The 13,364-nt window shown below is 70.8% G+C and carries 11 protein-coding genes; 6 read left to right on the forward strand and 5 right to left on the reverse strand.

The window, feature by feature from the left end:
• Nucleotides 1-56: 56 nt before the first annotated feature.
• Nucleotides 57-1,754 (forward strand): formate--tetrahydrofolate ligase, encoded by a 1,698-nt coding sequence (locus D9R14_RS01785; protein ID WP_121621566.1) that lies wholly within the window; start codon nt 57-59, stop codon nt 1,752-1,754.
• A gap of 75 nt (nt 1,755-1,829) precedes the next feature.
• Here the strand turns inward: D9R14_RS01785 and D9R14_RS01790 are convergent, their stop codons facing one another.
• Nucleotides 1,830-2,183, reverse strand: a complete 354-nt coding sequence (locus D9R14_RS01790; RefSeq protein ID WP_121621567.1) for a DUF1428 domain-containing protein — start codon at nt 2,181-2,183, stop codon at nt 1,830-1,832.
• A gap of 279 nt (nt 2,184-2,462) precedes the next feature.
• On the opposite strand from D9R14_RS01790, the gene D9R14_RS01795 reads away from it, so the two are divergent.
• Entirely contained in the window at nt 2,463-4,712 is a 2,250-nt protein-coding gene (locus D9R14_RS01795) for a transglycosylase domain-containing protein (protein ID WP_121621568.1), read from the forward strand.
• Nucleotides 4,713-4,797: 85 nt separating this feature from the next.
• Nucleotides 4,798-5,496: a ribosome biogenesis GTP-binding protein YihA/YsxC gene (yihA, locus tag D9R14_RS01800; RefSeq protein WP_121621569.1), complete on the forward strand. Its 699-nt coding sequence runs from the start codon at nt 4,798-4,800 to the stop codon at nt 5,494-5,496.
• A 468-nt stretch (nt 5,497-5,964) separates the two neighbouring features.
• On the opposite strand, the gene D9R14_RS01805 is transcribed toward yihA, so the two are convergent.
• Nucleotides 5,965-6,159: a hypothetical protein gene (locus D9R14_RS01805; protein WP_121621570.1), complete on the reverse strand. Its 195-nt coding sequence runs from the start codon at nt 6,157-6,159 to the stop codon at nt 5,965-5,967.
• A gap of 226 nt (nt 6,160-6,385) precedes the next feature.
• Nucleotides 6,386-6,931 (reverse strand): cold-shock protein, encoded by a 546-nt coding sequence (locus D9R14_RS23460; protein WP_394010102.1) that lies wholly within the window; start codon nt 6,929-6,931, stop codon nt 6,386-6,388.
• Between the two features lie 501 nt (nt 6,932-7,432).
• On the opposite strand from D9R14_RS23460, the gene D9R14_RS01815 reads away from it, so the two are divergent.
• The gene (locus tag D9R14_RS01815) at nt 7,433-9,127 is read left to right on the forward strand and encodes a SulP family inorganic anion transporter (protein WP_121621572.1); all 1,695 of its coding nucleotides are present in this window, start codon (nt 7,433-7,435) and stop codon (nt 9,125-9,127) included.
• A 9-nt stretch (nt 9,128-9,136) separates the two neighbouring features.
• Complete coding sequence (locus D9R14_RS01820) at nt 9,137-9,832, forward strand: nitroreductase family protein (RefSeq protein WP_121621573.1); 696 nt, start codon at nt 9,137-9,139, stop codon at nt 9,830-9,832.
• Between the two features lie 5 nt (nt 9,833-9,837).
• Here D9R14_RS01820 and D9R14_RS01825 read toward each other — a convergent pair whose 3' ends face one another.
• Together D9R14_RS01825 and D9R14_RS01830 are read right to left on the reverse strand one after the other, a co-directional pair.
• Nucleotides 9,838-10,071, reverse strand: a complete 234-nt coding sequence (locus D9R14_RS01825; RefSeq protein ID WP_121621574.1) for a hypothetical protein — start codon at nt 10,069-10,071, stop codon at nt 9,838-9,840.
• 237 nt (nt 10,072-10,308) lie between these two features.
• On the reverse strand, nt 10,309-10,584 hold the full coding sequence (locus D9R14_RS01830) for a metal-sensitive transcriptional regulator (protein WP_121621575.1): 276 nt from the start codon (nt 10,582-10,584) through the stop codon (nt 10,309-10,311).
• Between the two features lie 139 nt (nt 10,585-10,723).
• Here D9R14_RS01830 and D9R14_RS01835 point away from each other — a divergent pair, with 139 nt between their 5' ends.
• A complete protein-coding gene (locus tag D9R14_RS01835; RefSeq protein WP_121621576.1) occupies nt 10,724-13,357 on the forward strand; it encodes a heavy metal translocating P-type ATPase in 2,634 nt (877 codons plus the stop codon).
• The last annotated feature ends 7 nt before the right edge of the window (nt 13,358-13,364 follow it).

Consider the following 13,364-nt stretch of genomic DNA (forward strand, 5'->3'; position numbering starts at 1 on the left):
TGGACAAGCCGGGGCATGACGGTTTCAACAATCAAGGCGCCACAAGGTCCTGCCGCATGCATCAGCGAACCGCCCGCCCGATCGATCCCAACTCGGATGCCGCCATCGCCGGCCGCGTCGCGCCGCTGCCGATCGAGCAGGTGGCTGCCAAGCTCGCCATCCCGCCCGAGGCGCTCTACCGCTACGGGCCGCACAAGGGCAAGCTGGGGCTGGATTTCGTCGGCTCGCTGGCGACCCGGCCGCGCGGCAAGCTGATCCTCGTCACCGCCATCAGTCCGACCCCGGCGGGCGAGGGCAAGACCACCACCACCATCGGCCTCGGCGACGCGCTGGCGCGGCTCGGGCGCAAGGCCGCCATCTGCCTGCGCGAGCCCTCGCTCGGGCCGGTGTTCGGCGCCAAGGGCGGCGCCACCGGCGGCGGCCACGCCCAGATCATCCCCATGCAGGACATCAACCTGCACTTCACCGGCGACCTGCACGCCATCTCGGCCGCGCACAACCTGCTCTCGGCGCTGATCGACAATCACGTCTACTGGGGCAATGCGCTGGAGATCGACACGCGGCGCATCGCCTGGCGGCGCGTGATGGACCTCAACGACCGCGCGCTACGGCACATCACGGTCGGCCTTGGCGGGCCGGCCAACGGCTTTCCCCGTGAGGACGGCTTCGACATCACGGTGGCGAGCGAGGTGATGGCCATCTTCTGCCTCGCCGAGAGCCTTGCCGACCTGGAGGCCCGGCTCTCGCGCATGGTGGTGGCGCAGACCCGCGCGCGCCGGCTCATCCGCGCCGAGCAGCTGGAGGGGGTCGGCTCCATGGTGGCGCTGCTGCGCGACGCCTTCCAGCCCAACATCGTCCAGACCATGGAGGGCACGCCGGCGCTCGTCCACGGCGGCCCGTTCGCCAACATCGCCCATGGCTGCAACTCGGTGATCGCGACGAAGAGCGCCCTCGCGCTCGCCGACTTCGTGGTGACGGAGGCCGGCTTCGGCGCCGATCTCGGGGCGGAGAAGTTCCTCGACATCAAGTGCCGGCAGGCGGGGCTTGAGCCGGCCGCAGCCGTGGTGGTCGCCACCGTCCGGGCGCTGAAGATGCACGGCGGCGTGCCGCTCAAGGAGCTGGGCACGCCGAACCCGGAGGCCGTGGCGCTGGGCGCCGGAAACCTCAAGCGCCACGTGGAAAACCTGCGCAAGTTCGGCGTGCCGGTGGTGGTGGCGCTCAACCGCTTCACCTCCGACACCGAGGCCGAGCGCGCGGCGGTGGCCGAGGCGGTGGCGCCGCTGGGCGTCAACGTCCACGACTGCTCGCACTGGGCAAACGGCGGCGCCGGCGCCGAAGGGCTGGCGCGCGAGGTGGAGGCGCTCGCAGTGACGCCCTCTTCCTTCCGCTTGCTCTATCCCGACGCGGCACCGCTTGCCGCCAAGATCGAGACCGTGGCACGGGAGATCTACCGCGCGGCGCGGGTGGAGTTCGCGCCCACCGCGCGGGCGAAGCTCGCCGAGTTCGAGGCGCAGGGCTTCGGCGCGCTGCCGGTGTGCATGGCGAAGACGCAGTATTCCTTCTCCGCCGACCCCTCTTTGCGCAACGCGCCGGTGGATCACGTGCTGCCGGTGCGCGAGGTGCGGCTCTCCGCCGGCGCGGGCTTCGTGGTGGCGCTGGCGGGCGACATCATGACCATGCCGGGCCTGCCCTCGAAGCCCGCCGCCCACGACATCTTCGTCACCCCCGACGGCATCATCGCCGGCCTGAGCTGACCGGTTCGAAAGGGCGGCCCCCTCCCCGCCCGGGAACCTCCGGACCCGAGCGAGGGGGCGGCGCCGGTGCGTGCCCTATAGCTCGACCTTGGCCTCGAAGCCGCCGAAGATCATGCGCCGGCCGTCGAACGGCATCTCCTCCATGGACGCCTTGATGCGCGCGTCTGCCATCACCTTCTCCATCACCGCGTCGCGATGGGCGCGGTCGGCATAGACGATCCAGGAGAACACCACCGTCTCGTCCGGCGTCGCCTGGACGGCGCGGGGGAACGAGGTCACCTCGCCATAGGGCACGTCCTCGCCGACGCATTCCACGAAGGCGAGCGCACCGTAGCTCTTCCAGATCTCACCGGCGGTGCGGGCGAAATCGAGATAGGCGCCGATCTTGTCCTTGGGCACCGGAACGACGAAGCCATCCACATACGACATGCGCGTGCTCCCTTGTTGCGCGCATTCCCTGGTGTGGCGGGTGCGCGTGCAGCAAGGACGCGCGCGGCGGTGCCGACCCGACACGCCCGGCGAAGGAATCCCCGCCCCGGCTTAACCCGGCCTTATGCGGCCGTGGCCGATGCTGCCGTAGGGGCGCCCGGTTCGCGCTCTCACGGCTCCTCACTTTCCGCCCATTTGGGTGGTGCAAGAGCGGGGACGGCGCGGCGCGACGGAGCAGAGGTCCCATCGATGGCGAAAGGCGGGCATGGCGGAGATGGGATGCGGCGCGAGCCGGTGCTGGGGCGCGCCAGCGCCGCCGGGCCGGGCGGCCTCGACATCCGCCTCGATCCCCGCGACCGCCCCGGCGCCGCGACCCGCACGCCGAAAAGCGCGCCCAAGAGCACCCCTAAGAGCACCCCTAAGAGCACGCTGAACCCCGACCGCATCGCGGACGATCCGCCGCGCGCGCCGAAGCGCAAGCCGCCCGAGGAGCCGAAGCCGCGCGCGGCCGCACGCAGCGCCGCCCGCAAGCCGGATCGCCGGTCCGGCCGGCGGCGCACGCCGCTCGCCTGGCGGCTGTTCAAATGGGGCGCGCTGCTCGGGCTGTGGGCGCTGATCGCGGTGGGCGGCCTCGTGGCCTTCGAGGCCTCCAAGCTCCCGCCCATGCACACATTGATGGTGCCGAAGCGTCCGCCCACCGTCACCGTCCTCGCCGCCGACGGCAAGACACTGGCGACGCGCGGGGACATGGGCGGCGTGGCGGTGCCGATCCGCGAACTGCCGCCCTTCCTGCCCAAGGCGTTCGTCGCCATCGAGGACCAGCGCTTCTACAGCCATTTCGGCCTCGATCCGGAAGGCCTCGCCCGCGCGCTCGTCACCAACGTCACCTCGCGGCGGCTGCGCCAGGGCGGCTCGACGCTGACCCAGCAGCTCGCCAAGAACCTGTTTCTGACCCAGGAGCGCACCGCCTCGCGCAAGATCCAGGAACTGGTTCTGGCGCTCTGGCTGGAGGCGAAGTTCTCGAAGGACGAGATTCTCGACCTCTATCTCAACCGGGTCTATTTCGGCGCCGGCGCTTATGGGGTGGAGGCGGCGGCGCAGCGCTATTTCGGCAAGTCCGCGCGCCAGGTGACGCTGGCCGAGGCGGCCATGCTGGCCGGGCTCGTCAACTCGCCCTCGCGCCTCGCGCCCACGCGCAACCTCAAGGGCGCCCAGACCCGCGCCGCTCTGGTGCTCGGCGCCATGCGCGACCAGGGCCTGATCTCCAAGGACATGGCCCAGGCCGCGCTCGCCCGTCCCGCCCAGCTCGCACGCCCCTCGGCGCCGGGCTCCAGCGGCTATGTGGCCGACTATGTGATGGACCAGCTCGAATCCTTCACCGGCGACGTGGTCGGCGACGTGACCGTGCGCACCACCATCGACCCGGCGCTGCAGCAGGCGGCGGAGCGCTCCCTGGAAGACACGCTGGCGAAGTCGGGCACGAAATTCGGCGTCGGCCAGGGGGCGCTGGTCAGCCTGGACACGGACGGGGCGGTGAAGGCGCTGGTGGGCGGGCGCTCCTATGAGGACAGCCAGTTCAACCGCGCGGTGACGGCGAAGCGGCAGCCGGGCTCGGCGTTCAAGCCCTTCATCTATCTCACCGCGCTGGAGCACGGCCTGAGCCCCGACACGGTGCGCGACGACGCGCCGCTCCAGCTCAAGGGCTGGCGGCCGGAGAATTCCACCCACGACTATCGCGGCCCGGTGACGCTGGAGACCGCGCTCGCGCTCTCGCTCAACACCGTCTCGGTGCGGCTCGCGCTGGAAGTGGGGCCGAAGGCGGTGGTTCAGACCGCGCACCGGCTCGGCATCACCTCCAACCTCGAACCCAACCCCTCGATCGCGCTCGGCACCTCCGAGGTGTCGGTGCTGGAGCTGGCGGGTGCCTATGTCCCGTTCGCGAACGGCGGCATCGGCGTCATCCCGCACGTGATCGACGAGGTGCGCGGCGCCGACGGCAAGGTCATCTACCGCCGCGCCGCCTCCGGTCCGGGCCGGGTGCTCGACCCGGCCTATGCCGCGATGATGAACCGCATGCTGATCCAGACCCTGGTGATGGGCACGGCGCGCCGCGCCGATCTGCCGGGCTGGGAGGCGGCGGGCAAGACCGGCACCTCGCAGGATTACCGCGACGCCTGGTTCGTCGGCTACACGGCGCGCTACGTGACCGCCGTTTGGCTCGGCAACGACGACGCATCGCCCACCAAGAAGGCCTCCGGCGCCAACCTGCCGGTGGAGATCTGGAGCCGCTACATGAAAGGCGCGCACCAGAACGTGCCGGTGGCCGAGCTGCCGGGCGGGCTGCGCTCGGCCGGCTTCGGCAGCATCGGCTACGGGCAGCCGGGCGTCAGCCTCCTGCCGCCGGAGGGCCTGCCCGACGACCGGCCTCCCGCCGTGGTCGGCCAGATGCCGCAGCGCCAGGCGGCGCAGGAGCCCATGACGCTGGACCGCTGGTTCGTGGAGACGTTTCTCGGCGGCGGACGGCGCTGACGCGCCTATGGGGGCAGACGGCGCCGGCGCCCCTCAAGGGGACGGCGCGCTTGCGCCGGGCGGCGCGCTCGGGAATAAGCGGGGCATGAGTTCTCAACCGAAAAGCCCGCCTGCCTCCGCCGCCGCTCCGGACGACGCGGAAGCCGCCGCCGCGACTGCCGCCCTCATCGAGCAGGGGCGGCTGCTGTTCGCCGCGCCGTGGGACTTCATCTCGGCCGCGCCCACCATCGAGACGCTGCCGCCCATGCAGGGCATGGAGATCGCGCTCGCCGGGCGGTCCAATGTGGGCAAGTCCTCGCTGGTGAACGCGCTCACCGGCCGCAAGGCGCTGGCGCGCACCTCGGTGACGCCGGGCCGCACGCAGGAGCTGATCTTCTTTCGCGCCTCCCCCGAGCTGACGCTCGTGGACATGCCGGGCTACGGCTTCGCCAAGGCCCCGAAGGAGAAGGTGGAGGCCTGGACCCACACCATCCGCGCCTATCTGCGCGGGCGGGTGAACCTCGCCCGGGTGTTCGTGCTGATCGATTCCCGCCACGGCATCAAGCCGGTGGACGAGGAGATCCTCGACCTTCTGGACAAGGCGGCGGTGTCCTACGCCATCGTGCTCACCAAGGCGGACCAGGTGAAGCCCACCGCATTGCCGCACGTGATCGCTGGCGTCGAGGACAAGATCAGGAAGCGCCCGGCCGCCTTCCCGGTGGTGTTCCCCACCTCCAGCAATACCGGCGCCGGCCTCGCCGAGCTGCGCGGCGCGGTCGCGCGCCTCATGGCCGAGCAGGGGTAGCAAGGCGGCAGCGCGCCCGGTCGCCGGATGGGCCCTCCGGTCAAGCCGGCGGGCGACGGCAGGGAAAGGGGCGACGGTGGGACGAAGGACGACGGCCGAGAAGGTATTCGGCGGTGGCAGAACGCTCCGCTGCATCCCCAGAAAGCCGCCGTCATGCCCCGGCTCGTCCGGGGGGATCCACGCAGCGGCCGGGCGGGCGCCCGGTCCTTCGAGCGGCCTGACGCGGCCCGGTGGATGCCCCGGACGAGCCGGGGCATGACGGTGGTGACACAAGAAACGGGGCGCTGAAGGAGAGGGAGCCGCACGGCGGACCCCAGGCCGCCGTCATGCTCCGACTTGATCGGAGCATCCATGCAGCCTGGCAGCGCCAAGCCGCCGAATGGGCCTCCCGGTCAGGCCCGAGGGCGACGCCGGGAATGGGGCGACGATTGGGAAAGGCGGTGGAACGGGTGCCGGCAGCGGCCGTGATCAGCGGCGGGCGTGCTGCTCTTCCTGGATCAGCGCCTCTGTGGCGGCAATGACGCCTTCCAGCTCCGAGATCTTGCGCAGCATGCCGTCGGATGGCAGCGTCGAGCCCTTGGCGGCGGTCAGGAGAAGATCGCGCTGGGCGGATTTCAGCCGATCGAGAAGGCCGGCCAGATCGGCCTCTGCCTGTTGCGGCATTTGAACGTGAACTCCCGTAAAATGACAGAAGCGGACGCAGCCTGCGGCGCGCCCGCCCCGACCTTTCGATGGACGAAGATCACGGCGTGTGCGCCGCGATACAAAGGCCAGCCTTGCGAAGACATACCCGGCGAAGGATGTCCGCAAGGCCGGAACAGACGCATCCGCAGCGACCGGCCGGCGCGCCAAGCGTGCCGGCCCAAAGCGCCCTGGATGCGGCGGATGCTCAGTCGGCGAGTTCGATGCCGCGCGCCTCAGGACCCTTCGGCCCCTGGCCCACCTGCACCACAACGCGCTGGCCCTCGGCGAGATCGCTGAGGCCCGAGCGGGAGATGACGGTGACGTGCACGAACACGTCCTTGCCGCCGCCTTCCACCGCGATGAAGCCGAACCCCTTATCGGGATTGTACCACTTCACCGTGCCGACGCGCTCCTCGGTGGGGCCGGTGGCCGCACGCGGGCCGCCGCCGGCGCCGCCCATGCGGGGGGCACCGCCGCCGCCGGGACCGGCGCCGAAGCTGCGGCGCGGAGGCGCCGCTTCGGCGGTGGAGGTGTCGACCTCGAGCACCTCGGTGACCTGGCGGCCCTTCTGGCCCTGGCCCACGCGAACCGAGAGCTTGGAGCCGGGAGGCACGCTCTCCTGGCCCGCCGCCTCAAGGGCGCGGGCATGCAGGAACACGTCGCCCGAGCCGTCGGCGAGCTCGACGAAGCCGAAGCCCTTCTCAGGGTTGAACCACTTCACCGTCGCGTCGATCGGCGGACCGGACGGCATCGGTGCACTGAAGCTGCTGCTCGGCGAAGAGAAGGCGCGGTCCCCACCGCCAAATCCGCGATCCCGCGGCGGCTGAAAATCGTCATCAAAGCCACGGCGGCGCGGCTCGCGGAAGTCTCGGTTACGGCTCATGTGTATTTCCGTTGAAGGTCAGTCGCCAATCCTGGCTAAGGGCCATCCACCACTGCGGGATTAATCTGCGTCCAATTGTGCAGTTTAGATTGCACTTCTCCGGCGACTTCAACGGCGCCTTCGCGTAACGCTCAAACCCCACCACCCGCTTCTTGCCTCGCAGCCTAATGGACATGGCCGGCTTGCAGTGCCCAAACTCAGCACCCGCGCACTCCGCCGGCCAAAAACGAGACTAACACAGTTCCGCTTCCTTTTGGTACATGAATGTTCGGCGCTCGCGCGCTGCCCGCATCCTGGAAAGTTTGCCGGCTCATCCCACGATTCCGCTCGGCCCCGAACTTCCGAGACCGCTGCGCAAAGAGGCAGCCCATGACCTTTGCCGCAAACACGGCGCCCGCCCGTCCGCCCCATCCGCAGCACCGGCGCGACGGCTTCGTCCCCAAGCTCGTCACCACCCTCATGCAGGGCTACCGCCTTGCAGACCTTCGTGCCGACGCGGTGGCCGGCCTTACGGTCGCCATCGTCGCGCTGCCGCTCGCCATGGCGCTGGCCATCGCGTCCGGCGCCTCGCCCGACAAGGGCCTCGTCACGGTGGTGGTGGCCGGCCTGCTGATCTCGGCCCTCGGCGGCAGCCGCTACCAGATCGGCGGCCCCACCGGCGCGTTCGTGGTGGTGGTGTTCAACGTCATCGCGCAGCACGGTTATGACGGACTTTTGATCGCCACCCTCATGGCGGGTGCGATGCTGCTGGTGGCCGGCCTCACCCGGCTCGGCAACTTCATGCGCTACATCCCCGAGCCGGTGGTCACGGGCTTCACCGCCGGCATCGCGGTCATCATCTTCTCCAGCCAGGTGAAGGATTTCCTCGGTCTGCCCATGGGTCAGGTGCCGGCCGAGTTCCTGGACAAGTGGATCGCCATGTTCAAGGCCGCGCCCGGCCTGTCGCTCGCCACCACCGCGCTGTCGGTGGGCGCGCTGGCGCTGATCCTGGTGCTGCGCAAGGTGGCGCCCAAGGTGCCGGGCTTCCTCATCGCCGTGGTGGCGGGGGCGCTGGTGGTGCCGCTGCTCGGCCTCCAGGTGGAGACCATCGGCTCGCGCTTCGGCGGCATCTCCGGCGCCATCCCCGCCCCGCATTTGCCCGACGTCACGCTCGCCCGCATGTGGGAGCTGCTGCCCAGCGCCTTCACCATCGCCTTCCTCGCCGGCGTCGAGAGCCTGCTCTCGGCGGTGGTGGCGGACGGCATGACCGGGGGACGGCACCGGCCGAACGCCGAGCTGGTCGCCCAGGGCGTCGCCAATACCGCGTCGGCGCTGTTCGGCGGCCTGCCGGCCACCGGCGCCATCGCCCGCACCGCCACCAACATCCGCGCCGGCGCCCGCTCGCCCATGGCCGGGGTGCTGCATGCGGTGTTCGTGCTGGCGGTGATGCTGGCGCTGGCGCCGCTCGCCGCCTCGATCCCGCTGGCGAGCCTCGCCGCCATCCTCATGGTGGTGGCCTGGAACATGAGCGAGGTGGACCGCTTCCGCCATCTCATGTCGGCCCCCCTCGGCGACCGGGTGCTGCTGATCTCCACCTTCGTGCTCACGGTGGCGGTGGACCTCACGGTCGCCATCGCCACGGGCGTGGTGCTCGCCGCCGTCCTGTTCATGCACCGCATGGCGGAGACCGCCAGCGTCGCCCCGGCCGAGTTCGGCACCGGCGAGGAGCACGACGCGCGCGGCAACCTGCCGGCGGGCGTGGAAATCTTCCAGGTGAGCGGGCCGCTGTTCTTCGGAGCCGCCGCGCGCTTCTCGGAGGTTCTGGAGAAGATCGGCCAGAAGCCGCGCGTGTTCGTGCTCGACATGACCGAGGTGCCGATGATGGACGCCACCGGCGTCAACGCTCTGTCGAACTTCGCCCGCCAGTGCGCGGGCGGCGGCACGGCGCTGGTGGTGGCGGGCCTCCAGGGCCAGCCGCGCACGGTGCTGGAGAAGATGGTGCACGGCGCGCCGGGCACCCATCTCGACCTCGTCGCCAACATCGACCAGGCGCTCGCTCTGGCGCGCATCAAGGCCGAGGCCTGAGCGCGGGCCATGGCCGATCGCCCTGCGGATGCCGACGCTTCCGCCGGCGCCCCCGAAGCCGGTGGCGGCCACCGCCACGGCGCGCCCGCGCGGCCGGCGGATGCGCCGCCGCCGGCGCCCATCCCGGTGCCCACCAGCGCCGAGATGCTGGCCCTGCTCGAAGCCCGCCGCTCCCTGCCGCTGCGCGCTCTGGTGCCGCCGGGTCCCGATGCGGCGGCGCTCGACCGCATGCTCGCCATCGCCGCGCGGGTGCCCGACCACGGCCGCCTCGTGCCGTGGCGCTTCATCGTGCTGGACGGGGAGGCGCGGCGAGCGGCCGGCGAGCGGCTCGACGCGCTCTATCTGGCGCAGAACCCGGACCTCGCCGCCGACAAGCGCACCATGTGGCGCGACTATCTGCTGCGCGCGCCGGTGACGGTGGTTGTGGTGAGCCGGCCGGACCCGGCGGCGAAGATCCCGGTGCTCAACCAGGTGCTCTCGGCGGGCGCCGCGGCCATGAACCTGATCTCGGCCGCCACGGCGCTCGGCTTCGGCGCCCAGTGGCTGCTGAAATGGCCGGGCCGTGACAGCGCAGCCGCGGCGCTTCTGGGCGTCGGCGAGAACGAGCAGGTGGCGGGCTTCATCCATATCGGCAGCCCGTCGGAGGTCGCCCCCGACCGGCCCCGTCCCGCGCGCGCCGACGTGGTGACGCGCTGGCGGCCCTGAGACGGTCACTCCGCCAGGGAGGCCTCGGCGACTCGCGCCTTCTTCAGGTAGATCCAGGACACATACAGAGCGGCGGCGCCGAACAGCGCCACCAGCACATAAAGGCCGATGTCGCCCAGGCGGAACAGGCCTGCGACCGCCCAGCCGGCGGCCACGGCGGTGGCGACCGCCTCGGTGGCGACGAGCAGGGCGGCGCTCGCCACCGTAAGCATCCTGCCGCCCGAACCCGAACCCGCCATGACCCACTCCCGAACCCAGTTTCCGGGGCTGCCGAAAACGCTGCCCCCTAAAGACCGGCCGGCAACCTGCCCGGCCCAGCGCGCCGGGTCAAGATCGCGCACCACGCCTGCGCGCCCCAGCGCTCGTTCAGCCGGCGTCAGGGCACCTGCGAGCGAAGCCGGTTCCGGCTCGGGCACCGAAGCCCAATGATCGAACATTAAGCGCGTGGGGCGCATCCCTGGACCACTGAACGCCTCTTACCGCTCGGCGCGGACGATCACATCCATCAGCTCGGCCACCTTGCGGCGCTGGTCCTCCGCATCGCCGGAGCGGATGGCGTGCTCGACGCAGTGCGCCACATGCTGGCGCAGCACCTCCTCCTCCACCTTCTTGAGCGCCGCGCGCACCGCGGCGATCTGGGTGATGACGTCGATGCAGTAACGGTCCTCCTCCACCATGCGGGAGAGGCCGCGCGTCTGCCCCTCGATCCGGGCGAGGCGCTTGAGGACACGGTCTTTGTCGGGGCTGTGCATGCCTTGCCATATACCCCCTGTGGGTATATGGGACAAGCCCAGATACCCCCCGGGGGTTAAAAAGCTTCGCCAATGTGAGCCAGCGCAAGGCCTTCGCCGTTCGAAAGGTCCCTTCTGGCACCAGATGTTTGGAGCCGTCATGGCACACGATCCTTCCACACAGGGCACGCCGACCGGCTCTTCGGGCCACGATGGCAACGGGCACGACCCCGCGAGTCACGACTGCTGCAGCGGCAAGGCGCCGCCCCCGCTCGATCAGTCCGCGGCGCCCAAGGCCGGCGCCTGCTGCGGCGGGCACGACCACGGCCAGCCCGCGCAGCCGCCCGCCGCGCCCGCCAAGGTCAAGGATGTGGTCTGCGGCATGGATGTGGATCCCTCGCCCGAGGCGGGCAAGCCCAGCACGATCCACGAGGGGCGCGCGTTCCACTTCTGCTGCAACGGCTGCAAGGCCAAGTTCGAGGCCGACCCGCAGAAATACCTCGAACCGCAGGTCGACCCGGTCTGCGGCATGAGCGTCGCGCCGGCGAGCGCCAAACATGCCGCGCGCCACGCGGGCAAGACCTATTTCTTCTGCTCGTCCTCCTGCGAAACCAAATTCAGGGCGGACCCCGGCGTCTATACCGGCGAGAAGGCGCCGCCCCCGCCGGCCGCCGTGCCCGAGGGCACCATCTATACCTGCCCCATGGACCCGGAGATCCGCCAGATCGGCCCCGGCATCTGCCCGATCTGCGGCATGGCGCTGGAGCCCGAGGTCGTGACGCTCGACGATGCGCCGAACGAAGAACTGGCGGACATGAAGCGCCGGTTCTGGATCGGCCTCGCTTTGACCCTTCCGGTGTTCGTTCTGGAGATGGGCCGGCATGTCGCCGGCCTCCACCTGCTGCCGCAGCAGCTTTCGAACTACGTTCAGTTCGCGCTCGCGACCCCGGTGGTGCTGTGGGTGGGCCGGCCCTTCTTCGAGCGCGGCTGGCTCTCGCTGAAGTCGCGCAACTACAACATGTTCACCCTCATCGCCATGGGCACGGGGGTGGCCTATCTCTATTCGATCGTGGGCACCTTCCTGCCCGGCCTGTTCCCGCACGGCTTCCATGCCCATGAGGGCGGGGTGCCGGTCTATTTCGAGGCGGCGGCGGTCATCACCGTGCTGGTGGCGCTGGGCCAGGTTCTGGAGCTCGGCGCCCGCGAGCAGACCTCCGGCGCCATCAAGGCCCTGCTGTCGCTCGCCCCCAAGACCGCCCTCCGCGTGAACGCCGACGGGACCGACGAGGAGGTCGCCCTCGACCTCGTCGCCCCCGGCACCGTGCTGCGCGTGCGCCCCGGCGAGAAGGTGCCGGTGGACGGCGTTGTCACCGAGGGCCGGGCGGTGGTGGACGAGAGCCTCGTCACCGGCGAATCCATGCCCGTCACCCGCGAGGCCGGAGAGACCGTGATCGGCGGCACGGTGAACGCCTCCGGCGCCTTCCTCATGCGCGCCGAGAAGGTGGGGCGGGAGACGCTGCTGTCGCAGATCGTGCAGATGGTGGCCCAGGCGCAGCGCTCGCGCGCGCCGATCCAGCGGCTCGTCGATCAGGTTTCCTCCTGGTTCGTGCCGGCGGTGTTCGCCGCCGCCTGCGTCGCCTTCGTGGTGTGGATGGCGGTCGGCCCCGAGCCGCGCCTCACCTTCGCGCTGCTCGCGGCGGTGAGCGTGCTCATCATCGCCTGCCCCTGCGCGCTCGGCCTCGCCACCCCCATGTCGGTGATGGTGGGGGTGGGGCGGGGCGCCCAGGTCGGCGTGCTGGTGAAGAATGCCGAGGCGCTGGAGCGCATGGAGAAGGTGGACGTGGTGGTGGTGGACAAGACCGGCACCCTCACCCTCGGCAAGCCCAAGGTTGTGGCGGTGCATGCCGGCCGCGGCATGGACGAGAACGACATCCTGCGCCTCGCCGCCAGCGTGGAGCGGGCGAGCGAGCATCCCATCGCCGCCGCCATGGTGGGCGAAGCCAAGGCGCGCGACCTGACGCTGGCCGCGCCGGCGGACGTGGCCGCGACGTCCGGCAAGGGGATCGCCGGCACGGTGGAGGGCCATCGCGTCGTGGTCGGCCACGCCATCTATCTGGGCGACAACGGCGTTCCCGTGGACCACCTGATCGCGGTGGCGGAGAGCCACCGCCGCGACGGCGCCACCACCGTGTTCGTGGCGGTGGACGGGCGCGCCTGCGGCGTCATCGCCGTCGCCGATCCGGTGAAGGAGACCACCGAGGCGGCGCTGAGGCGCCTTTCGAAGGACGGCGTGCGCGTGGTCATGCTCACCGGCGACAACAGGACCACGGCGCTCGCGGTGGCCAAGCGCCTCGGCATCACCGAGGTGGAGGCCGAGGTTCTGCCCGACCACAAGGCCGACGTTGTGACGCGCCTGCGCAAGGAGGGCCACGTGGTGGCCATGGCCGGCGACGGCATCAACGATGCCCCGGCGCTCGCGGTGGCGGACGTGGGCATCGCCATGGGCACCGGCACCGACATCGCCATGGAGAGCGCCGGCATCACGCTGCTCAAGGGCGACCTCAACGGCATCGCCCACGCCCGGTCGCTGTCGAAGGCGACCATGGCGAACATCCGCCGCAACCTCGTCTTCGCGTTCCTCTACAATGCGGCGGGGGTGCCGATCGCAGCCGGCGTGCTCTATCCGGCCATCGGTCTCCTGCTGTCGCCCATGGTGGCGGCGGCGGCCATGGCGCTCTCGTCGGTGAGCGTGATCGCCAACGCGCTGCTGCTGCGGGCCTGGAAGCCGCAATGAACCCCAG

The sequence above is a fragment of the Xanthobacter tagetidis genome, from assembly GCF_003667445.1.
Classification (GTDB): Bacteria; Pseudomonadota; Alphaproteobacteria; order Rhizobiales; family Xanthobacteraceae; genus Xanthobacter; species Xanthobacter tagetidis.